Source organism: Acidaminococcales bacterium (assembly GCA_031290885.1).
Lineage (GTDB): Bacteria > Bacillota > Negativicutes > Acidaminococcales > JAISLQ01 > JAISLQ01.
Window position 1 is genome coordinate 16,690 of the sequence record JAISLQ010000082.1, and the last position, 19,888, is coordinate 36,577.

22 protein-coding genes are annotated in these 19,888 nt (G+C 55.8%); 6 read left to right on the forward strand and 16 right to left on the reverse strand.

Annotated elements, in window-relative coordinates:
- Window positions 1-2: 2 nt before the first annotated feature.
- From ruvC to LBO03_10315, 8 genes are all read right to left on the reverse strand, one after another.
- Window positions 3-482: a crossover junction endodeoxyribonuclease RuvC gene (gene ruvC, locus LBO03_10280; protein ID MDR3349960.1), complete on the reverse strand. Its 480-nt coding sequence runs from the start codon at window positions 480-482 to the stop codon at window positions 3-5.
- Window positions 483-576: 94 nt separating this feature from the next.
- Entirely contained in the window at window positions 577-1,317 is a 741-nt protein-coding gene (locus LBO03_10285) for a YebC/PmpR family DNA-binding transcriptional regulator (GenBank protein ID MDR3349961.1), read from the reverse strand.
- 371 nt (window positions 1,318-1,688) lie between these two features.
- Window positions 1,689-2,900, reverse strand: coding sequence for an RtcB family protein (locus LBO03_10290; GenBank protein ID MDR3349962.1), 1,212 nt, complete (start codon window positions 2,898-2,900; stop codon window positions 1,689-1,691).
- Between the two features lie 3 nt (window positions 2,901-2,903).
- Window positions 2,904-3,320, reverse strand: coding sequence for a secondary thiamine-phosphate synthase enzyme YjbQ (locus tag LBO03_10295; GenBank protein MDR3349963.1), 417 nt, complete (start codon window positions 3,318-3,320; stop codon window positions 2,904-2,906).
- A 2-nt stretch (window positions 3,321-3,322) separates the two neighbouring features.
- The gene (locus LBO03_10300; protein MDR3349964.1) at window positions 3,323-3,712 is read right to left on the reverse strand and encodes a secondary thiamine-phosphate synthase enzyme YjbQ; all 390 of its coding nucleotides are present in this window, start codon (window positions 3,710-3,712) and stop codon (window positions 3,323-3,325) included.
- A gap of 175 nt (window positions 3,713-3,887) precedes the next feature.
- Entirely contained in the window at window positions 3,888-4,532 is a 645-nt protein-coding gene (locus LBO03_10305; GenBank protein ID MDR3349965.1) for a DNA-3-methyladenine glycosylase I, read from the reverse strand.
- Between the two features lie 8 nt (window positions 4,533-4,540).
- A complete protein-coding gene (locus tag LBO03_10310; protein MDR3349966.1) occupies window positions 4,541-4,678 on the reverse strand; it encodes a hypothetical protein in 138 nt (45 codons plus the stop codon).
- Between the two features lie 707 nt (window positions 4,679-5,385).
- A complete protein-coding gene (locus tag LBO03_10315) occupies window positions 5,386-5,628 on the reverse strand; it encodes a type II toxin-antitoxin system Phd/YefM family antitoxin (protein MDR3349967.1) in 243 nt (80 codons plus the stop codon).
- A 602-nt stretch (window positions 5,629-6,230) separates the two neighbouring features.
- On the opposite strand from LBO03_10315, the gene LBO03_10320 reads away from it, so the two are divergent.
- The 6 genes from LBO03_10320 (at window position 6,231) to amrS (ending at window position 12,166) form a co-directional block, all read left to right on the forward strand.
- Window positions 6,231-6,788, forward strand: coding sequence for a hypothetical protein (locus tag LBO03_10320; protein MDR3349968.1), 558 nt, complete (start codon window positions 6,231-6,233; stop codon window positions 6,786-6,788).
- A gap of 157 nt (window positions 6,789-6,945) precedes the next feature.
- Entirely contained in the window at window positions 6,946-7,509 is a 564-nt protein-coding gene (pduL, locus tag LBO03_10325; GenBank protein MDR3349969.1) for a phosphate propanoyltransferase, read from the forward strand.
- 304 nt (window positions 7,510-7,813) lie between these two features.
- Entirely contained in the window at window positions 7,814-9,172 is a 1,359-nt protein-coding gene (locus LBO03_10330) for an MATE family efflux transporter (protein MDR3349970.1), read from the forward strand.
- Window positions 9,173-9,202: 30 nt separating this feature from the next.
- On the forward strand, window positions 9,203-9,964 hold the full coding sequence (locus LBO03_10335) for a transglycosylase domain-containing protein (GenBank protein MDR3349971.1): 762 nt from the start codon (window positions 9,203-9,205) through the stop codon (window positions 9,962-9,964).
- Window positions 9,965-9,990: 26 nt separating this feature from the next.
- Entirely contained in the window at window positions 9,991-11,307 is a 1,317-nt protein-coding gene (gene amrA, locus LBO03_10340) for an AmmeMemoRadiSam system protein A (GenBank protein MDR3349972.1), read from the forward strand.
- Window positions 11,273-12,166, forward strand: a complete 894-nt coding sequence (amrS, locus tag LBO03_10345) for an AmmeMemoRadiSam system radical SAM enzyme (GenBank protein MDR3349973.1) — start codon at window positions 11,273-11,275, stop codon at window positions 12,164-12,166. The genes amrA and amrS overlap by 35 nt, the downstream gene beginning before the upstream one ends.
- A 136-nt stretch (window positions 12,167-12,302) precedes the next feature.
- On the opposite strand, the gene LBO03_10350 is transcribed toward amrS, so the two are convergent.
- The 8 genes from LBO03_10350 to dinB form a co-directional block, all read right to left on the reverse strand.
- Window positions 12,303-12,659: a sulfite exporter TauE/SafE family protein gene (locus LBO03_10350; GenBank protein ID MDR3349974.1), complete on the reverse strand. Its 357-nt coding sequence runs from the start codon at window positions 12,657-12,659 to the stop codon at window positions 12,303-12,305.
- Window positions 12,656-13,027, reverse strand: coding sequence for a sulfite exporter TauE/SafE family protein (locus tag LBO03_10355; protein ID MDR3349975.1), 372 nt, complete (start codon window positions 13,025-13,027; stop codon window positions 12,656-12,658). Before LBO03_10355 ends, LBO03_10350 begins: the two co-directional genes overlap by 4 nt.
- A gap of 204 nt (window positions 13,028-13,231) precedes the next feature.
- Window positions 13,232-13,936, reverse strand: coding sequence for an ABC transporter ATP-binding protein (locus tag LBO03_10360; GenBank protein MDR3349976.1), 705 nt, complete (start codon window positions 13,934-13,936; stop codon window positions 13,232-13,234).
- Complete coding sequence (locus LBO03_10365; protein MDR3349977.1) at window positions 13,920-14,651, reverse strand: ABC transporter ATP-binding protein; 732 nt, start codon at window positions 14,649-14,651, stop codon at window positions 13,920-13,922. Before LBO03_10365 ends, LBO03_10360 begins: the two co-directional genes overlap by 17 nt.
- A gap of 53 nt (window positions 14,652-14,704) precedes the next feature.
- Entirely contained in the window at window positions 14,705-15,715 is a 1,011-nt protein-coding gene (locus tag LBO03_10370) for a branched-chain amino acid ABC transporter permease (GenBank protein MDR3349978.1), read from the reverse strand.
- A gap of 16 nt (window positions 15,716-15,731) precedes the next feature.
- A complete protein-coding gene (locus LBO03_10375) occupies window positions 15,732-16,601 on the reverse strand; it encodes a branched-chain amino acid ABC transporter permease (protein MDR3349979.1) in 870 nt (289 codons plus the stop codon).
- A gap of 296 nt (window positions 16,602-16,897) precedes the next feature.
- Window positions 16,898-18,220 carry an ABC transporter substrate-binding protein gene (locus LBO03_10380; GenBank protein MDR3349980.1) on the reverse strand — a complete coding sequence of 441 codons (1,323 nt, stop codon included), beginning with the start codon at window positions 18,218-18,220 and terminating at the stop codon, window positions 16,898-16,900.
- Window positions 18,221-18,568: 348 nt separating this feature from the next.
- Window positions 18,569-19,768, reverse strand: a complete 1,200-nt coding sequence (dinB, locus tag LBO03_10385) for a DNA polymerase IV (GenBank protein ID MDR3349981.1) — start codon at window positions 19,766-19,768, stop codon at window positions 18,569-18,571.
- Between the last annotated feature and the right edge of the window lie 120 nt (window positions 19,769-19,888).

Here is a 19,888-nt window from a genome sequence, read left to right on the forward strand (position 1 = left end):
GTTTACCCCCCGCCGGCAAAATGCAGGGCGCAGATCGCCGCCGCCAGGGCATCGGCGGCATCGTCCGGCCTTGGTTTTTCCTTGATCCCCAAAATTCTCTGGATCATAAAAGTTACCTGCTCCTTGGTGGCGTTCCCGTAGCCCGTAACCGCCTGCTTGATTTGCAGCGGCGTGTATTCGGCGACTTTGATTTTTCGGTGGGCGGCGGCCAGCAGTATGACGCCCCGCGCCTGCCCGACCGTCATGGCGGTCGTGACGTTGCGGTTAAAGAAAAGCTGTTCCACCGCCATAAGGTCAGGATCATACTCTGTGATGATTTTTGTCAGCTCGGCGTAAATAATGGCCAGCCGTTCCTGCGGCGGGCACTGTTTGTCGGTAGTGACCGCGCCGAAACGCACAGGCCGCAGACGGCCGTTTTGCGCCTCGACAAGGCCAAAGCCGCATATGGCAGTTCCGGGGTCTATGCCAAGCGCGAGCGTCATCGCGCATCTCCCCGCCGCCTACGCAGAAACGCCCCGCCCCGGCCGCCGCGCGGCAGGCCGGGAAATGGCCGACAAAAAATAAGCGCCATCCTAATCATTCGCCTAAAATGTCCGGCAAATCCGCATTGGAAAACACATCCTGAACATCGTCCAAATCTTCCAGCGCTTCCAGCATTTTTTCTATCCGTTCGGCGTCCGCGCCGTTAACGGCGGTGTAATTGTCCGGTATCAGCGCGATTTCCGCCGAGGCGACTTCAATATTATTGTCCGCCAAGGCCTTTTCCACTTGGTCGAAGCCTTCCGGCCGGACAATTATTTCGTAAGCGTCCGCTTCGGTTTTAAGGTCATCCGCCCCGGCATCAAGCGCTATGAGCATCAATTCTTCTTCCTGCGCGCAGGCTGCGCGTTCCACCACAAAAAGGCCGCGGCGCTTGAACATCCAGCCAACGCAGCCTGTTTCGCCGAGATTGCCGCCGTATTTGGAAAACAGATGCCTTATCTCGGCTGCCGTGCGGTTGCGGTTGTCAGTGAGCGCCGCCACTATGACGGCAACCCCGGCGGCGCCATAACCCTCGTAAGTTATTTCCTCGTAATCGGAACCGTCAAGCGCCCCTTGCCCCTTCTGGACCGCCCGCTGAATATTTTCCTTGGGCACGTTGTTCGACTTGGCCTTTTGCAAGGCCAGTTTCAGGCGGGTGTTGCCGATAGGGTCCGTTCCGCCCATTTTGACGGCAATCGTTATTTCACGCGATATTTTAGTGGTAAGCTTGCCTTTTATGGCGTCCGCTTTGCCCTTGCGGTGCTTTATATTGGCCCATTTTGAATGACCGGACATCAGGATACCCCTTTCAACGCCCATAAGTTGCTGCGGGGATATTTTACCACAGATACGCAAAATAGTAAACACGCCAGCCGCCGCCCCGTTTGACAGTAGACATCCTGCGCGACTAAACGGCTCTGTCAAAATTACACAACCTGCAAATCAAGCTGAAGCGGAGAGCAAGACGTTTCCTGCGGCTGCGGTAACGTTCAGCAACGATTCTGAAGCGCTTGACAAAGCCAATCACATGCCCGTTGCACGCGCCGGCTTGAAATGTCGTGGTTGCGGAGCTTGTCCGCCTTGCTCAAAGGGCTTAGTTTGAAACGCTTCTTGGGCAGGACGCAATTGGAGTGGATCTTTGCCATCCCTTTTCCAATTCATTAAGTTCATTCGCACGCCTTGAAGTTATACACCGGGCGCACACGCGCGATAATGTCGGCGGTCGGGGCGATGTGCCTGATGATTTCGTCGATGCTTTTGTACGCCATCGGCGACTCGTCAAGCGTCCGGCTGTTCACGGACGTTGTGAAAATTCCGTTCATCTCGGCGGCGTACTCGTCCATAGACAGCGTTTTGAACGCCGCCGAGCGGCTCATCAGCCGTCCCGCGCCGTGCGGGGCTGACTGATTCCAATCGTCGTTGCCCTTGCCAACGCAGATAAGACTGCCGTCGCGCATGTTTATCGGTATCAGCAGACGCTCGCCCGCTTTTGCGGACACGGAGCCTTTGCGGAGTATCATCGCGTCCGTGTCGATGTAGTTGTGAATCGTCGTGAAGCGGCCGGCTTCGGTGAGTTTCATGCCGCGCAGGATAACCTCGGTCATCGCCCGGCGGTTAAGCACGGCGAACCGCTGAATTATCCTCATATCATGGACATAGTCGTCGAACAACGCGCCGCTGACGTAGGCAAGGTCTTTCGGTATCGATCCGATTTCGCGGTTGACTTCGTTTTTCAGCCGCTTGATTGTGTCCGCAATCTCGCGGTCGCGCCCCTCGGCTTTGAGCGCGGCGACTGTGTCGGCTATCTGCGCCTTGGAGTTGCCGCAGAGCGTCCTGTACGCTTCGTCCTGATAGTAGTCCGCGACTTCCGTGCCGATGTGCCGGCTGCCGGAGTGGACGACAAGATAAAGCTCGCCGCTATCGGCGCGGCCAACCTCAATGAAGTGGTTGCCGCCGCCGAGTGTGCCGATGCTCCGCGTTGCGCGATTGGCGTTGACCTCACGGATACAGCGCAGTTCGCCAAGATTGATTTCGCCGTTCAGCGGGTGAGGCGTGTCGCGAACTTCGCGCCCGCTCGGTATCTCGCGGCGAATGAGGTTGTCGAGATCTGCAAAATCAATCGCGCGCTCCGCAAGTTTGACCGTTTCCATACCGCAGCCGATATCCACGCCGACCATGCCCGGCACGATTTTGTCGGTTATCGTCATTGTCGTGCCGATAGTACAGCCTTTTCCGGCGTGAACATCAGGCATTATGCGGATTTTGCAGCCCGCGAACTCGGCGCGGTCGCAGACCGCCTTGATTTGCTTAAAGGCGGCGGATTCAAGCTCGCCCGTGTAGCAGATGGCCGTGTTGTGTGTTCCGGTTACTTGCATCATAGGTTACTCCCCGATAATCTTCACGAGCACGCGCTTGTCGCGCATGCCGTCGAACTCGCCGTAGAAGATTTGCTCCCACGTCCCGAAGTCGAGTGTGCCGTCCGTCACGGCCACGACGACTTCGCGCCCCATCACGGAGCGTTTGAGGTGCGCATCGGCGTTGTCCTCGTAACCATTATGGTCATATTGTTTATAGGGCTTCTCCGGAGCGAGCTTTTCAAGCCATCGCTCGAAGTCATGGTGCAGGCCGCTCTCGTTGTCGTTAATGAACACGCTCGCGGTGATGTTCATCGCGTTCACAAGGCACAAGCCCTCGCGGATTCCGCTCTCGGCAAGCGCGGCTTCGACCTGCGGCGTAATATTGACGTAGGCGCGGCGCGTCTTGGTATTAAAGTGCAGCTCTTTGCGGCATGATTTCATAATCAAATCACCTTCACATAAAATTTTCGGCTTCGCGGCGGGTCAAACTCGCAAAAGTATATGCTCTGCCACGTACCCAACAAAAGTTTGCCGCCGTCAACAATCACGGTCACGCTTGAACCGATTGCGCTCGCTTTCAAGTGCGCCGCACTATTGCCCTCGGAGTGCCGGAACTCCGGTCGGTCGGGGAAAGTCTTGTCAAGCGAGAACAGCAAGTCGCGAACCACGTCCGGGTCGGCATTCTCGTTTATCGTAACGCCCGCCGTCGTGTGAGGGCAGTAAACCACGGCAGCGCCGTTCGTTACGCCGCTTTTGCTGGCCGCTTCGCGGACTTGCGCCGTGATATTGTAGAAATTCTGCTTGGGCGCGTCAAGTTTGTATTCAAACAGCATGGTTTCAAGTCCTCGCTCTCAATTTACAAAAACTGCTTGCCTTTTCGTGCATTTCAACCGCGCTAACGTCGCCGCCCGCGATTGTTCGCGTCAAAAAGCCTTTCGCCCGCCCGTTTCGCCCACAAGCGCGAACATCTTCTTGTTCGCTTGGTGCATTGTTGCCGGCGCAACCGCGTCAAACGGGCAGCCCTCCTACGCTTGCGGCAGCTCGAGGCGGATGCCGATTAATCCGCGTCGCGTCACTTTGCCCGCCCCTGAATGCGCAGCTTTCGATGTGGTCGTTCACCACGCCGACAGCTTGCAGGTAGCTGTAAACAATCGTGCTCCCAACAAATTTGAAGCCCAGTTTTTTCATGTCTTTGCTGATACGGTCGGAGAGCTCCGTTTTCGCCGGAACATCCGACATTTGCGCCCAACCGTTATCTATCGGTTTGCCGTCAACGTAGCCCCAAATGAAGTCGGAGAGCGAACCGAGTTTCAGCGTTGCCTGCGCGTTTGTTACGGCAGAGCGGATTTTCAGCCGATTACGGACAATCCCCTGATTGGCAAGCAATTGCGCGATTTTAGCCTCGTCATAGGCGGCGATTTTGGCGATGTCCCAATCGTCAAAGGCGGCGCGGTAGTTCTCGCGCTTGTGGAGAATCGTTGCCCACGACAGCCCGGCTTGCGCTCCTTCCAAGGTCAGCATTTCAAACAGCTTTCGCTCATCGCGGCAGGGCTTGCCCCATTCGTTGTCGTGATAATCACGCATTTGCGGGTCGCTGTCCTTGCCGCTTGCCCAAGTGTCGCCCCAAGAGCAACGGATTTTATTGTCGGACATATTATCTCCTATCTGCGAACTTGCGCATCTTCATTTGTTCCATGTTCGGGTTGGGCATCAACACGCGTTCCCGGATTGCGGCGTGCGCGCGGCTCGACGGCGGGTTCGTCGCCCTTGCCGATCCAAGTGAGTTCCAGTTTTTGCATTTATGCGCGTCCTCCTCAATTTATCGCAAACGCGATGGTCATGACGTGTTCCGTACGGCTCGCGCCGTTCATTCTGGCTTTGCTCGCGCCCTGCGGCGGGCGTTCTCCGCTTCTATTTCGTCCTCACGGTCATATATCTCGCGTTTCATTTTCTTTTCCCTTGCCTTGAGAGCGTTAATCCCCCCCCCGCATAGCCACCCTATCGGCGAGCGCGAAGGAACGCCTCGCCGCGTTCCTCGGCGTCTTTCCACCGCGCATTGTATGTTTTGCCTTTGTAGGCAAAGCGCGCGGCGTCAAGCTCGGCAACGTCCGGCGAACCCCATGCGGCAAAGAAGTTAGAGAGCCAACGGCCAAACCGGTCAAGGCCGGCGCGTGTCCGTTCGTCGCACGTTTTAAGCAGCGCCGCCACTTCAGCGTCAAAGTTTTCGAGAATTGACTGCGCAGAATCTGCTCCGCAAAGTAGCGCGCTTGATGCGGCGTGTATCTTTTCATGTTCTGCTTCACCTATGTTTTTGCGTCGTTCCTGCCGTCTGCGGACATCTCCATGATGTCTTGATCTTCCGGGACGCCCACACCGCAAATCGTGGACGCAAAGATGCGGCTCGCCGCCCAAAGACTGCGCGAAACAAGGCGCGTACCGCCGCTCCCGCCCGTTGCCGCAATCAGTTTTGAGTGCAACGCGATTATTTCGCGGGCGGTCAGAATGATCATTGCGCGAGTTTGTTTAAGGCTTCGAGATTTTCGGCAATGACATGATCAACTGTCGCGCCGATAAATTTTTGACGCGCGGCTTGGATTTCATCATATTCCGAAAATCGCAAAACCATATAACGCGGCGTGTTATTTTTTAGAATTACGGCCATGCCGCTCTCGTCAACAAGCCGCACGACTTTGGAAAAGTTTTGATTGGCTTCGGTCATTGGCACAAGCAGATTTGTGTCAAGCGTCATAAAGGCCACCCCACTCTGTGAAATTATTACGGATGTCAGCCGCGATTCGGTTTTTGGCCAATATTATTATACTCCAAACATAGGATTAAACCAACCTATATTTTGGCAAGGAGCGTATCGCGCTGGCCACCCGCCACCTGAGCATCAAAATCATCAGCCGGGGCAAAGGCAAGCCCGCCGTGGCCGCCGCCGCGCAAATGGAGCGCAAAGGCGTCCGCGCCGAGCGTTGCGATCGTTTCGGAAATCGGCGTGGATATGTCCGTATTCCAAACTTTCGTCCTCGAAAAGATTTTATAATTTTCCGCTTCACGTTTACAAATGGCCTGCCTGCCCTTGACTTCGCGTCTTTGGCATACTATGATAAAAATGTTGAATTTGCCGGCTTTACAACAAAAATGGGGCGCATTGCCAAGCGGACGGCAAAAAAATGGCTGCCTCGACTGCCGGAACAAGCCCCGTTGCATAACGGCGCGGCTTCCAAGCCGAAGGCGGGGCGCGCAGTCCGTTGCCGCAAAAAATCTTTGGATTTTTGAAAAAACAAGGGGTACAAATATTTCAGGCCGTATGGACAAGTTCCGAAACATGGAAAGGATGCTCGGAAAATGATTTATTGGACGACGCGGAAAATGACGATAGCCGCCCTGCTCACCGCCATTGGGATCGCCATCCCGGTTTTTTCGCCGCTGCGCATTGTCCTTGAGCCGGCCTCTTTCACATTGGCCAGCCATGTGGCCATATTCATTGCCATGATGATCTCCCCCGGCATCGCGGCCGCCGTAACGGCCGGCACGACGCTGGGCTTTTTCCTCACCTTTCCGCCCGTGATTGCGCTTCGCGCCGCCAGCCACATAGTTTTCGCCATCGTCGGCGGCATATACCTCAACCGCCGGCCCGAAACGCTGTCTTTTGCCATAAAAGCGCGCGTTTTCTCTTTTTTGCTCGGCGTCCTGCACGCGGTTTGCGAAGTCGCGGTCGTCGGCGCTTTTTATTTCAGCGGCGGCGCGGGCAGCGGTTATTACGCCCAAGGATTCGTACATTCCGTCCTGCTGCTGGTGGGCGTGGGTTCGCTTGTCCACAGCATGTTTGATTTCGAGATCGCCCTGGCGCTGTATAAAATTTTGCGCAGTCAAAAAGGGCCCGCCGCGTTGCGGGACAAATAGCGCCGCCTCATGGCCCGGCGCGGCGACATTCGCGCCCGGGGAACTTTCGCGTTGATTGAAAATATTCGGAACATGATATACAATGATGTTAGTATTGTATATTTTTATTTTTGCCTGTTGCGGGCAAAATTTTGCGAGGGGGGGCTTTGTGGTGCGTATGATCAAATTGGGCGTGTCCGCGCGCCATATTCATTTGGACCGCGGGGCAATGGATGTCCTTTTCGGCACGGGCAGCCAGTTACGCAAAATAAAGGATCTTGGGCAGCCGGGGGAATTTACCAGCGAAGAAAAGGTCGATTTGGTTTCCGATAAAGCGACGCTGCGCGGACTGCGGGTCATCGGGCCGCTGCGCAAACAGACGCAGATCGAGCTGGCGATGGCGGACGCCCGCGCGTTGGGGCTGAACCCGCCGCTCAGGGATTCCGGCAATCTGAAAGGCTCGGCGGGGATAAAGATTATAGGGCCCAAGGGCGAACTGTCCATCACGGAAGGCGTGATCGTCGCGGAGCGGCACATACATCTTGATCTGCCGACTGCGGCGGCTTTCGGGCTGAAAGACGGGGAGCGCGTCCGCATAAGGGTTTCCGGCGCGCGCCCGGTTGTTTTTGAGGCGGTGCTGGTGCGCGTCAAGGCAAACTACGCCCCGGAATTTCATATTGACACGGACGAGGGCAATGCCTGTTTTGCCAAAAACGGCGACATGGTCGAAATACTCGGCTGATACACGGCGCGGCCGCGCCCGGATAGCAGGAGGGGCTCGCCGCCGCTATCCCCAACGGCTGTTTTTCCGCCGCAAACCGGCTGCCCGGCCGCTTCCCGCTTGGCTGCGCGAAAAGGCGCCAGTTTTTTGCTATGCGCCTATAGCGCCGCTTCCCGGTTAAAACACATAAGATTTGCGGTTTGCTTTGCCGCCCTGCGAAACGCAAAACACAGACGGATCCATGGATTCGGCGATGGTTTGCGGCCAAGCGGCAGGGCAAAGGAACCGTAGTTTTGGCCGCGGAACAGCATAAAGGATAAAGTCTATGAATCTGGCCTTTTATGCGCCAAGCATTATAACCAAATATATGATTGGCCGTATCTTGCTCTTATCCTGGCCGGTGGTGGGCGAGATGATCTGCTTGGTTATCGGCGGGGTGATGACGACCGCGATGGTCGGACGCTTCGGCGCGGTTGAGATGGCGGCGGTGGGGCTTGCCACTATGTTACAGGCAACCTGTGCCATGGTAATATCGGCCGCCGGCACGGGCGCGGGCGCGTTGGTCGCGCGCGCCTACGGCGCGCGGCGGGCAGACGAGGCCCAGCGGATCGCCGGGCAGTCGCTTGTCATAGCGGTAACGGCCAGTACGCTGGCGGCGGCTTTTTGCTACAACGCCGGGCGATCCCTGATCGCCGCCGCCAGCCCGGATCCAGCTGTTGTTGAGATGGCGAACGGTTTTTTGGCCGTGATGGCTTTTTTTCTTCCTTTCATAGCGGTAACCAGCGTATGCCTCGCCTCCATACGGGCTACCGGAAAAACACGGGTGTCCATGCTGGTAGCGGTGGCGGGGCAGCTTATATCTTTGTCCGTAACTTATACCCTGCTTTTCGTTTTTAAAGCCGGGGTAAGCTATGCCATAGCCGGCATGGCTTCCTCGCAGGCGCTAGCGTCAATGATCAGTTTCCTCGCGACGCGTTCCTCCTGGACGCTCGGGCTGCGCTGGCGGCACATCTATCCGTTGCGGCGCGACATAATTTACGGCGTGCTGAAAGTCAGTTCGGCGGCGGGCATGGAACAGGTGGCCCTGCAAAGCGGGCGCATAACCTTTGTGCTTTTAATGGCGACGGCCGGGGCGGTGCAGTTTGCCGGGCACAATGTTTCGCTGCAAATAGAATCAATTTCTTTCATGCCGGGCATGGCCTTCGGCATAGCGGCCATGACCCTGGTAGGCTACAACTTGGGCCGCGGGCTGACGCACCGGGCCAGGCAGTACGCGTGGCTGACCTGTATCATCGGCGCGTGTGTCATGGGTTGTTGCGGCGTAGTGTTCTACTTTTTTGCGGAGGAACTGACCCAGTTTTTCACCGACGACCCGCAGGTGCTGGCCTGGGGCATTGGCTGTATGCGTATAGCCGCTTTGGAGCAGATCTTCCTGGCGGTGGACATGGTGCTGCCCGGCGTGCTGCGCGGCTGCGGCGATGCGGTTACCGCCATGTACGTGGTCATTTTCGGCACTTGGTGTTTTCGCATACCGGCGATCCTGCTGATAAAGCAATTAGGCTGGTTTGACGTTGTTACCGGCTGGGGCTGCGCCTTTCTCGACATGGCCATCAGGGCGGTTTTGTTTGTTTACATTGTGCGCTCCAAGGACTGGGGCAAAACAAAAACCGGAATTTACGTTTGACCGGATCAACGGGCGGAAAGAAGGGAATAAATGTTCAAGTTGCTTTTCGCGCTTATTTTCGCGGTGAGTTTGTTCATCGGCTATGAAAGTTACAAACCGTACCTGCCCGCGCCGCTGACCGAAAACATTGACAAATTGGCCGACGGGCGGCTGCTGAGAGAAAATACGCCGCAAGAGGTAACGCGCGTCCTCCGTTTTTTCAAGGCGGAAGAAGAAATACGGCAAAAGATGGCCGCGCCCGGCTGGGTGAAATTGGACGACATACCCCTATCCATGCAGCAGGCGATCATTTCCGTCGAAGACAGCCGTTTTTATCAGCACGGCAGTTTTGACCCGGGCGGTATCGTCCGCGCGCTGCTGGCAAACCTGCAAGCCGGCGAAATCGTTGAGGGCGGCAGCACGATTACCCAGCAGCTAGCCAAAAACCTTTTTTTGGGGCAGGAACAGACAATGGCGCGCAAGGCGGAGGAAGCCGTCTACAGCGTCATCATCGAAAATTCCTTCACTAAGGAAGAAATACTTGAAACATATCTTAACATTATTTATTTCGGCGCGGGCGCTTACGGGATAAAAGACGCCGCCCGCCTTTATTTTAAAAAACGGCCGCAAGAACTTACCCTGGCGGAAAGCGCCATGCTGGCCGGCATCCCCGCCGCGCCTTCGCTTTATTCGCCGCTGAAGGACTTTAAGGCGGCCAAAAGGCGGCAAGCCGTGGTTCTTGAAACAATGGTCAAAAACGGTTTCGTCGGCCCACAAAAGGCAAAAGAACTGCTGGAGGAGAAACTCTTCTGAAAAATCCCCGAAGGAGGAGATGTTTTATGGACAAGTTGCTGGCCGGGGCGTTTATGCCGCATCCGCCCCTGATCATTCCGGAAGTGGGGGAGCGCCACCATGGGCAGGTCGCCGGGACAATCCGGGCGATGAAGGCGGCAAGCGAACGGCTGGTTGCCCTCAACCCGCGCACCGTCATTGTTGCCTCTCCGCACGGCGTCCATTTTAACGGCGCGCCCAGCATAGCCTTCGGCCGGCGCATGGAAGGCGGCATGGAGGATTTTAACGCGCCGGGCTGCCGATTGTCTTTTCCCATAAATCAGCGGCTGGCCGAAACAATATGCATAGCGGCGGAAAACGCCGGAATTTCCTTATATAAAGCCGGCAAGCCCGCGGAAGAAGCGTCCGTGCCGCCAATAGACTCCGGCGCGTTTGTGCCGCTTTATTATTTGCGCATGGCGGGCTTTGCCGGGGACATAGTGCATATCTGCCCCGGGTTCATAAGCCTTGAGGCGGCGCTGGCGCTGGGCGAGGCGATCGCCGGCGCGGCGGCGGGAAATGACGCCGTGCTGATCGGTTCGGGCGACCTTTCGCATTATTTGAAAGATTCGCCGCCTTACGGCCTGCGGCCGGAAGGCGCGGCCTTTGACGCGCTGGCGGTGGAAGCGATAAAAGAAAATGACCCCGGCAAATTGCTGGCGCTCGACAGGGAACTGATAGGCAGGGCCGGCGAATGCGGCCTGCGCTCGCTGCTTATATTGCTGGCGGCGGCAAAGGGTCTTGCCAGTAATTTTTATTCTTACGAAGATACCTTTGGCGTGGGCTATGCCGTGGCCGTCTGGGAAAGGCCGTCCGGGATCGCCCCTTCCGTTCCTGCCCGGCTGGCCCGCTGGTCTATAGAAAACAGTTTCGCCGATGGGCAAAAAGCCGCCCCCGCTTGGGCCGACGGCCTTAAAGAGCGGGCGGGCGTGTTTGTTTCCCTGAAAAAAGCGGGCGCTTTGCGCGGCTGCATCGGCACTTTTCTGCCGCAATGCCTTTCTGTCAAAGAAGAAATTTTGCGCAACGCGCTGTCCGCAGCTTTTTCCGACCCGCGTTTTCCGCCGCTTTCCCGGGATGAATTGCCGGATTTGGAAATATCCGTCGATGTCTTGTCGCCGCCGGAAATGGTCGGCAGCTTGTCCGAACTTGACGAGAAAAAATACGGCGTCTTGGTAACGGACGGCGCGCGCAGCGGCCTTTTGCTGCCGGATCTCGACGGCGTAAACAGCGTTGGGGAGCAGCTTGACATTGCTAGGCAAAAAGCCGGCATCGCCCCGGGCGCAAAAGTCGATGTTTATCGTTTTACGGTCAGGCGTTATGCATGAAAATGCCGTACAGGCGAGCTTCTGGCAGGGCAGCGCTTCCGGCGCGGCCCGCTGCGGCCTGTGCCCGCACGCCTGCGTCCTGCCGGAAGGCGGCGTGGGCCTTTGCCGGGCAAGAAGGAATGTTTCCGGCGTTTTGTACGCCGAAAGTTATGGCGAAGTAAGCGCCTTGGCACTTGACCCCATCGAAAAAAAGCCGCTTTGCCGCTTTAAGCCGGGCAGCCTGATCCTTTCCGCCGGCAGCCGCGGCTGTAATTTTTCCTGCCGCTTCTGCCAGAATTGGCGAATATCCCAGGCGGAGCCCGCAGTAAAGTTTTTCCGCCCGGAGCAATTGGTTGATCTGGCGCTTGCGAAAGTAAAAGAAGGCAATATAGGCTTGGCCTATACTTATTCCGAGCCGGCCGTTTGGTATGAATTTGTAAGGGACTGCGCGCTTTTGGCCAAAGAGGCGGGACTTGACAATGTATTCGTAAGCAATGGCTACCTAAATCCTGGCCCGCTGAGAGAGATCGCGCCGCTTCTCGCCGCCGCCAACATCGACCTGAAATCCTGCGCGGACGATTTTTATCGCCGGATGTGCGGCGGCCGCCTCGCGCCCGTGCGGGAAAGCATAAAAATATTGGCCGGCTTCTGCCATGTGGAGGTAACTACCCTTGTCATACCGGGCTGTAACGACAGCGAGGACGAGATCGCCCGCATTGCCGCCTGGCTTGCCGAAATCAGCCCGTCCATCCCTCTCCACGTAACCCGGTATTATCCCAATTACCGTTTTTCTGCGCCGCCCGCGCCCAAAGAAAAGATCTTGCGCCTTAAAGAAGTGGCCGAAGAGTTCCTGTCCTATGTCTGCGCCGGCAATATATGATTTTTATGCGAAGGCGCGTTAAACGGCGCGGCCGCCCTGTTCCGGGCGGCCGCGCCGCTATTTTTTGCCGGTTGCCGGCATTTGCGCCGCCCCCGCTGTCGCATGGATTTACCGCTTGCCGAGGACGCGTCCCCTGTCAGCGCTTTTTGGGCGGAGAGATCATCCTCATGCCGGCGTAAATTATAAATATGCCAAAAATTTTTTTAAGCACCAAAGGCGATATGAAGTGCGCAAAGTTCGCGCTCAGCAGCGCGCCGGCGACCGAACCCGCCGCGAGATGCCGCACGGCGCGAAAATCCACCAAGTTGCTCTTTCTAAGCGCTATCAGCCCCGAGATCGAGGTGGGAATGATTACGAGCAGCGATATTCCCTGCGCCAGATGCTGCGGCGTGCCCAAAATGAGGGCCAGCATGGGGACAAGCACAACGCCGCCGCCAATGCCCAAAACGCCGCTTAACAGCCCCATGACAAGTCCGATCAAAAGTTCCGTCATGACAATAGCATCCTAACGCCCGTCAAGCAAAGCAGCAGGCCGAACAATCGTTTTAAAACGGCGGCGGGGATTTTCTGCATCGCGCGCGCGCCGATGGTCGCCCCAACGATGCCGCCGATCGCCAGCTTGGCGCCCAGCACGATGTCCATGTCGCCGTGAAATCCATAAATAGCCGCCCCGACTATGGCGGTTGGCAGCACCACCGCCAACGAAACGGCATGCGCCTTGTGCTGGACAAGGCCAAAGTAGACCGTGAGGAGCGGTATCAAAAATATGCCGCCGCCAACGCCCAAAAGTCCGCTCAATATACCGATGATAAACCCGGCGAAAAGATATTTCCACGTCAACCCGTCAGCCGCTGAACCCATGTTCCGCCTCTCTGCCGGCGGCAACCCGCCAGTTCGTTTATATTTTTCTTGTCAAATTGCGCCCGCAGCCAAAACAAGCGCGGCTTTACCCGCCTTGCCCCACACTCCGAAAAACAGATTTGTTTTCGCGCCTTTGGCGGCAGGCATCGGCGCTCGTCTGCGCCCGGAAAGCAATTTCCCGGGCAATAAGCCGCCCGCCTGCGTTTATATCCCCAAATAGGCCTTTTTCACCAGTTCGCTGCCAAGCAGTTCCTTGCCGGATCCTTCGATCACAACCTGCCCTGTTTGCAATACATAGGCGCGATCCGCCAGATCAAGCGCTTCATACACGTTTTGCTCCACTAAGAGGATGGTTTTGCCCAGTTCCCGGATCGTCCTGATGAACTGGAATATCTGCGTGACAAGCATGGGCGCGAGGCCGAGCGAAGGCTCGTCGAGCAGGATAAGTTTAGGGTCCGACATCAGGCCGCGCGCTATGGCCAGCATCTGCTGCTCGCCGCCGGAGAGCGTGCCGGCTTTTTGCGCGAACCGTTCTTTCAGGATGGGGAACATTTCATAAACGCCGGCGTATAGCTCTTCTTTTCTGGCATTGTCGCCAACGGTGAAAGCGCCGAGAGCCAAATTCTGCTCCACGGTCATATTGGCGAAGGTCATGCGCCCCTCCGGCACATGGGCTATGCCGGTCTTTACTATCTCATGCGCCGGGGTGTTTGCTATGTCGGCGCCTTCAAAGACTATGCTGCCGCCCATCACCGGCAAAAGGCCGGAGATCCCTTTCATGATGGTTGATTTGCCGGCGCCGTTGGCACCTACGATGACGGTGATCTCGCCTTTGTTCGCCGCAAAGGACACTCCTTGGATCGCCAATATCCCTTTGTAGCCCAGTTTTAGCTCAGAAACTTGCAGCATTGTATTTTTCCCCCAGATAGGCTTTTATGACATCCTCGTTATTGGCTACTTCTTCCGGCGTCCCTTCGGCGATTTTTTTGCCGCCGTCCAGCACCATGATCCGATGGGAAATTGGCATGACCACCTCCATGACGTGTTCGACGACAAGAAGCGTGATGCCGGCGCGGTTGATTTTTTTTATAAGCTCGACCGCTTCCTGCGTCTCCTTTGGCGTCAGGCCGGCCATTACCTCGTCAAGCATCAACAGTTCCGGCTGGGTGGCGATCGCCCGGGCCAGTTCAAGGCGTTTTTTATCGGCAATAGTCAACGAGTTGCTCAATTTATCGCGCAAATTTTTAAGCCCGGTAAACTCCATTATTGCTTCCGCCTTTTCCCGCGCGGTTTTTCTGTTTTTGTCGCGCAAAAAGGCGCCGACCAAAATATTGTCGAGCACCGACAGCAAACCCAGCGGGCGCACAATCTGGAAAGTCCTGGCGATGCCGAGCTGGCAGATGGTTTCGGGCGGCTTGCCGCCGATCTCCTCGTCCCGGAAAATGATCGCGCCGCCGTCCGGTTTGTAAAAACCGGAAACCGTGGCGAAAAAAGTGCTTTTGCCCGCGCCGTTTGGCCCGATTATGCCAACGATTTCCCCTTGGAGGATTTCTATCGATATATCGCTGTTGGCTATCAGCCCGCCGAATTTTTTGGTTAAATTTTCTATTTTTAAAAAGGCCATTGTGTCCCCTCCCCGTCGCCTGTATTGAACAAGGCTCCCTTCGGCGGCAAGTCCTACTCCCGCCGGACGTTCGCCGCCGCTTGGCCGGCGCCGTCCGCAGAGGCGGAGCGCCTGGCGCGGACTATCTCAGTAATAAAGCCCATAATGCCGGTCGGTTTGGCTATGGCGAAAATCATTATAAGCAGCCCGTAAATAATAAGATCGAGCGCGTTGCCGCTGCCGCCCAGCGACGCGCGGATAAACTCGGACAGAGGGAACATGACGAAAGCGCCGATCACCGGGCCGAAAACCGTGCCGAGCCCTCCCAGTATCGGTATGAGGCAGACCTGCGTCGACAGTACGTTGGGCAGTACGCTTTCCGGGTCGATATATAAAAGATATTGCGCGTAAAAAGTGCCGCCCGCCGCCATAAAAGCCGCGCTGAAGGCCATGGCCGCCATTTTGTATTTGGTTATATTGATGCCGAGGCTCCTGGCGGTGTCTTCATCCTCGCGGATGGCCTGAAAATAATAACCGAGGTAGCTTTTTTGCATGAGATAGGTAAAGACAAGCTGCACGACGAGAAAAGACAAGGCTATGTAATAATAGGCTATTTTGCCGGCAAACTGAAAGACAGCCAACCCCGGCGGCAGAAGCGGGATATGTTTGCCAACCGCGCCGCCTACCCATTGCCAGTTGGTAAAAATCACAAAGGCAATCTCGCCGAGCGCTATGGTCGCTATGACAAAATAATGCCCCTTGATGCGAAAACAGGGATAACCCAGAATCGCCGATACGGACACGGACAAAAACATGCCTATGAGCATGCCTATCCACGGGTTCACGCCCGCCTCCAGCATCAGCATGGTCGACGTATAGGCGCCTATGCCGAAGTACAAAGCATGTCCCAGCGACACCTGCCCGGCGTAGCCGCCGAGTATGTTCCAGGCGCCGCCCAAAAGGGCGTACAGAAAGACCAATATCAATATATGCAAATAAAAAGTCTGTGCGACAAGCGCGGGCAATATGAGCAAAACGGCCAGTATGAACGCGGCAAACAGGCTATAAATGTTTTTCAGCATCATTGATTGGCACCTCCGCTCAGGCACTGCCCAAGAGTCCTTTCGGCCGGAATATGACGACAAGGAGATAGACGGTGAAAACTATGGAGTATTTATATGACGGATCCAGCAAAAACCCGGCCAGCGCCTCTATGAGGCCGATTATCAGCCCGGCCGCGAATGCGCCGGTTATACTGCCAAACCCGCCGAAAGCCACGACGATAAAGGTCAGAAAGCCGAAGATCGCGCCCACTTCGGGGAACACATAATAAAAATTAGCCAGAAGGCACCCGGCCACGCCCACGCAGGCGGCGCCTATCCCCCAAGCAAGGGCGAACATCTTGTTGGAATCTATGCCCATGAGCGTAGCGGCTTCGCGATTTTCCGCCACCGCCAGCAGCGCCCAGCCCGTGCGTGTTTTGGTGATGAAAAAATATACTGCGGCGAACATCACCACCGCGCCGATTGCGGCGATAAGCTGCGGCGTGGATATGAATATGCCGCCGATGTCAAGGCGCGTCGCCTGTAACGCCGTGGGAATGGTGCGAAAATCGATGCCGAAAATAAATTGCGCCAAGCCGCGCAAAAAAACCATAAGGCCAAAAGTGGCGAATATCTGCGCGAGCATGGGCGCGTTGAGCACTGGCTTTATCAGCAGCCGGTAGGTAACAATCCCCAGCAGAAACAGCGCCGCGACCACGAACGGCAAGGACTGGAGAGGGGAAAACCCAACGGCAATGCTTAGCACATACGCCAAAAACATGCTGATCATCAGGAAATCGCCGTGCGCGAAATTAACGATGTTGACGATTCCATAAATGACGGTCAGGCCAAGCGCGGTCAGAGTATAGATAGCCCCCCATAAGAGCCCGGTTACGATCGTTTGCCCAAGCATTATGTCAAAACTCATTTTAATGCGACGCCTCCTCAATTTAAGAACGCGGACGTAAAAATATTCCGTTCGGGGAAACAGCCCGCCCGGACTTCGTCGCAGTTACGGCGCCCGGGCAAAAACACAAGGCAGCTGAAGGCCGGCGTTTTTGAAATCATGGCAAGGTCATTTGCGTTTGCCCGAAAGCCCGGCAAGCAAAAGCGCCGTTTGCCTAACGGCGCTTTTGCCGGCAATGCGCCCGGCCGGTTGGCACAGGGAGAAGCATCCGGGCGCTATCTAAGCATACATAAGCCCTGCCGCCCGTCTCCGGTTTGCTATTTGCGCGCGTTCCATTTCGGCATCGGCCAGATAATTTCTTTGGAAGCCAAATTCCACGGCCATACGGTTACGTACTCGCCGTTTTCTTGTATCTGCACGATTATGCCTTGCCCCAGGATGTTCTGGTGCGTTTTCGGATCAAATTTTATGCCTTTCCAGGGCATTATGAGCTGATCAGGAGGAATGTCGGTGGCCAGGAGCGCTTTCTGGACAGCGGCGGGGGCGGTGGACCCGGCGCGGTTTATAGCGTCAGCCAGCACCAGCAGGCCGGTAAAGGCGCGAGAAACATTGCCGGTCATGTTCACGCCGTGTTTGTCTTTAAACATCTTGTTGACTTTTTCCACAATGGGTTTTGCTTTGGCAAGGTCAAGCGCCCAGACTTCACGGCTCAAAATATAATAACCGTCTTTGCCCGCGCCCTTAAGATAGGCATCATCGATAAATCCCGCGTCCATGGCGAGAATTGCCGCCGGGTTGTAATCAAGGTCTTTGTAGGTTTTCATATAAAGTATGGCGTCGGAAGCGTAAGACGCTTGCAGAACAATATCCGCGCCGCTGGCTTTAAGTTTTTGGACTTCGCTGCCTACGTTAGTGCTTTTGGCCGGATAAGCTATGTCGCTCACTATATTGTATTTATGCGCTTTGGCGGATCTGGTTTCCGCCTTGCCGACATCCGTGCCGAAGAGGGTGTTCTCATATAAAATGGCCAGTTTCGGGTCGGTGATCAATTTTTTGGCCTTTAAATCGTCGAGGAAAACGAAGAAGTTCTCGGCGAACATGTCGTCGTCCGGCGTCGTCCGGAAAAACCACTGGTAATTTCTCGCGATAAGCGAGGGCGAAGTCGAGTCGGCGTTCAGGAAAGGGATTCCGTTGCGCTCGGCCACCTGGCTGGCGGTATTGGTTACGGCGCTGCCGTAGCAGCCCATAAGGGCCGTTACCTTCTCCTGCGTGATCAAGCGTTCCGCTTCGCTCATGCCCTTTTCCGGCGAAGCCTGATGATCGCCCGCCACCAGCACAATCTTGGCGCCGCCCAGATTGGTCAGGCCCTTGCCTTTCGCCATGGGCAGAGCAAGGTCAGGATATTCATTGTTGACAATCTCAACGGCAAGTTCTACGCCGCGCATAAGCTCCAGGCCGGTTACGCCCTGGACGCCGGTCATTGGATAGATAGCGCCGATTTTCACTTCCTTGACGGCCGCCGCTTTGCCATCGGCGGCCGGTTTCGGCGTGGAAGAGCTGCCGCAGCCGGCGAGCAAAAGAATGAGCGCAGTTGCCAAAAGAGCGGACAGTAATGGTTTTTTGCGTGTTATGACGTACATCAATCAACCCTTCTTTCATTTTTTTGCATCAATAAAGTCGTAAATTACCGAAAACGCAAAAAACTTAGTTGATGCATTTTTAGTAATGATACCAAATTTTTATGCTCTTGTCCATACTTTTTTATCGCTGCCCGCAAAAAAACAGTTCCCCAAAAACAATGGGCGGCTTAACGGGCGCAATTTGCCGCCGCAAAGCAAACAGGCGCTTGCCGCAACGAAGCCGCCGGAAAACGATCTGCGGCCTTTGCTTATAAATATGAATTTTTATTTATTTTATAAAAAATGCCCGGCCCGCAATCTTGCCCCGCCGCCTATTACGGCGCGCTCGCCAGCGGCAAACGGCCGTATTCAGTTGTCAGGCCGCATATATTTGCAGCCCGGCTTTTCCGTTTTTTCAGCGGTGAGCCCGCGCATGATGATGTTTTCGCCAAAGCGGCCTTTCAAGCTGTCGACCGCCTCCGCCCGCCTTTGCTTGCGCTCGTCTTCTTCGCCTTGCGCGAACAGCCGGATTGTTCGGTCGGCCCTTTCCAGCTTGCCGACAGCAACGCCAAGCAGCCGCACCCCTTCCGCTATGTCGCATTTCGCGCAAAGCCGCAAAACAGCGGCGTAAATATCTTCGTCATAATAAAACCCGTCGCTGTGCGTGATGCTGCGCGTAATGACGGCAAAGGAAGGATAGCGTATTTTCAGCGAAAGCGTAAGCCCCCGCATTTTCATATGGCGCAGCCGCCAACCGGTCTCCTGCGACAATTTGAGCAGCTCTTTATGGATGGCCGATAAGGAAAAAAGGTCATGGTCATAGGTTGTTTCCCGGCCAACGGACTTCGCGTCCCGTTCCGGCGTAACCGGCCGGGTGTCCAGGCCCTTGGAAAAGAGCAAAAGGGCGTCGGTTTGGCGGCCGGTCATTTTAGTCAGCAAGCGCCGGTCCGTTTGCTTGAATTCGCCTATGGTGTTTATGCCGCGGCTTTTTAATATTTTCTCCGTCGCCTTGCCCACGCCGGGAAGTTTGCCCACCGGCAGCGGCGCCAAAAAATCTTCCGCGCTTTCCGGCCTTATCAGCATAAAGCCATCAGGCTTGTTATAGTCCGAAGCGAGCTTGGCCAAGAATTTGTTTGCCGCAAGCCCTGCGGACGCTGTAAGGCCGGTTTTTTCATATATGTCTTTTTTCAGCCGGCGGACATAGGCGCAAAAATCCGGCTCCCTGGTTTTTATGCCGGAAATGTCCAAAAAAGCCTCGTCAATGGAAACCTGCTCAACAACCGGCGAATATCCGCCCAATATGGCCATGATCTGTTTGGAGACTGTTTCGTAGCGCTTGTGATCGGGCGATATGAATATTCCCTGCGGGCACAATTGGCGGGCAAGCGCCATGGGCATAGCGGAATGTACGCCAAAAAGCCTGGCTTCATAAGAGGCGGTGGAGACAACCCCCCGCCCGCCGAGGCCGCCGACAATTACCGGCAGCCCCCTCAGGCGGGGATTGGCGCGTTGCTCGACCGCGGCAAAAAAAGCGTCCATATCAACATGTGTTACCCATCTTTCTTGCATGGCGCGCCGCCTAAACTTTTGGTGCCCGGGGACATTCCGAACGCGAAAGGGCTTGAGTGGCCGCATTTCTCGGCGTTTTTATTTTAGCGTATTTTCGCCTTGGGCACAAGCAATCTTTTT

Excerpts from the sequence above, each read along its gene's own strand:
- LBO03_10310 (MDR3349966.1), bottom strand. The coding sequence starts at position 4,678 with ATGCAAAAACTGGAACTCACTTGGATCGGCAAGGGCGACGAACCCGCC.
- LBO03_10290 (MDR3349962.1), bottom strand. The coding sequence starts at position 2,900 with ATGATGCAAGTAACCGGAACACACAACACGGCCATCTGCTACACGGGC.
- pduL (MDR3349969.1), top strand. The coding sequence starts at position 6,946 with ATGATCAAATTGGGCGTGTCCGCGCGCCATATTCATTTGGACCGCGGG.
- dinB (MDR3349981.1), bottom strand. The coding sequence starts at position 19,768 with ATGCAAGAAAGATGGGTAACACATGTTGATATGGACGCTTTTTTTGCC.
- LBO03_10355 (MDR3349975.1), bottom strand. The coding sequence starts at position 13,027 with ATGGGTTCAGCGGCTGACGGGTTGACGTGGAAATATCTTTTCGCCGGG.
- LBO03_10375 (MDR3349979.1), bottom strand. The coding sequence starts at position 16,601 with ATGAGTTTTGACATAATGCTTGGGCAAACGATCGTAACCGGGCTCTTA.
- LBO03_10295 (MDR3349963.1), bottom strand. The coding sequence starts at position 3,320 with ATGAAATCATGCCGCAAAGAGCTGCACTTTAATACCAAGACGCGCCGC.
- LBO03_10350 (MDR3349974.1), bottom strand. The coding sequence starts at position 12,659 with ATGACGGAACTTTTGATCGGACTTGTCATGGGGCTGTTAAGCGGCGTT.
- LBO03_10370 (MDR3349978.1), bottom strand. The coding sequence starts at position 15,715 with ATGATGCTGAAAAACATTTATAGCCTGTTTGCCGCGTTCATACTGGCC.
- LBO03_10300 (MDR3349964.1), bottom strand. The coding sequence starts at position 3,712 with ATGCTGTTTGAATACAAACTTGACGCGCCCAAGCAGAATTTCTACAAT.
- LBO03_10330 (MDR3349970.1), top strand. The coding sequence starts at position 7,814 with ATGAATCTGGCCTTTTATGCGCCAAGCATTATAACCAAATATATGATT.
- ruvC (MDR3349960.1), bottom strand. The coding sequence starts at position 482 with ATGACGCTCGCGCTTGGCATAGACCCCGGAACTGCCATATGCGGCTTT.
- LBO03_10335 (MDR3349971.1), top strand. The coding sequence starts at position 9,203 with ATGTTCAAGTTGCTTTTCGCGCTTATTTTCGCGGTGAGTTTGTTCATC.
- LBO03_10380 (MDR3349980.1), bottom strand. The coding sequence starts at position 18,220 with ATGTACGTCATAACACGCAAAAAACCATTACTGTCCGCTCTTTTGGCA.
- LBO03_10320 (MDR3349968.1), top strand. The coding sequence starts at position 6,231 with ATGATTTATTGGACGACGCGGAAAATGACGATAGCCGCCCTGCTCACC.
- LBO03_10305 (MDR3349965.1), bottom strand. The coding sequence starts at position 4,532 with ATGTCCGACAATAAAATCCGTTGCTCTTGGGGCGACACTTGGGCAAGC.
- LBO03_10315 (MDR3349967.1), bottom strand. The coding sequence starts at position 5,628 with ATGACGCTTGACACAAATCTGCTTGTGCCAATGACCGAAGCCAATCAA.
- amrA (MDR3349972.1), top strand. The coding sequence starts at position 9,991 with ATGGACAAGTTGCTGGCCGGGGCGTTTATGCCGCATCCGCCCCTGATC.
- LBO03_10360 (MDR3349976.1), bottom strand. The coding sequence starts at position 13,936 with ATGCTGCAAGTTTCTGAGCTAAAACTGGGCTACAAAGGGATATTGGCG.
- amrS (MDR3349973.1), top strand. The coding sequence starts at position 11,273 with ATGTTTATCGTTTTACGGTCAGGCGTTATGCATGAAAATGCCGTACAG.
- LBO03_10365 (MDR3349977.1), bottom strand. The coding sequence starts at position 14,651 with ATGGCCTTTTTAAAAATAGAAAATTTAACCAAAAAATTCGGCGGGCTG.
- LBO03_10285 (MDR3349961.1), bottom strand. The coding sequence starts at position 1,317 with ATGTCCGGTCATTCAAAATGGGCCAATATAAAGCACCGCAAGGGCAAA.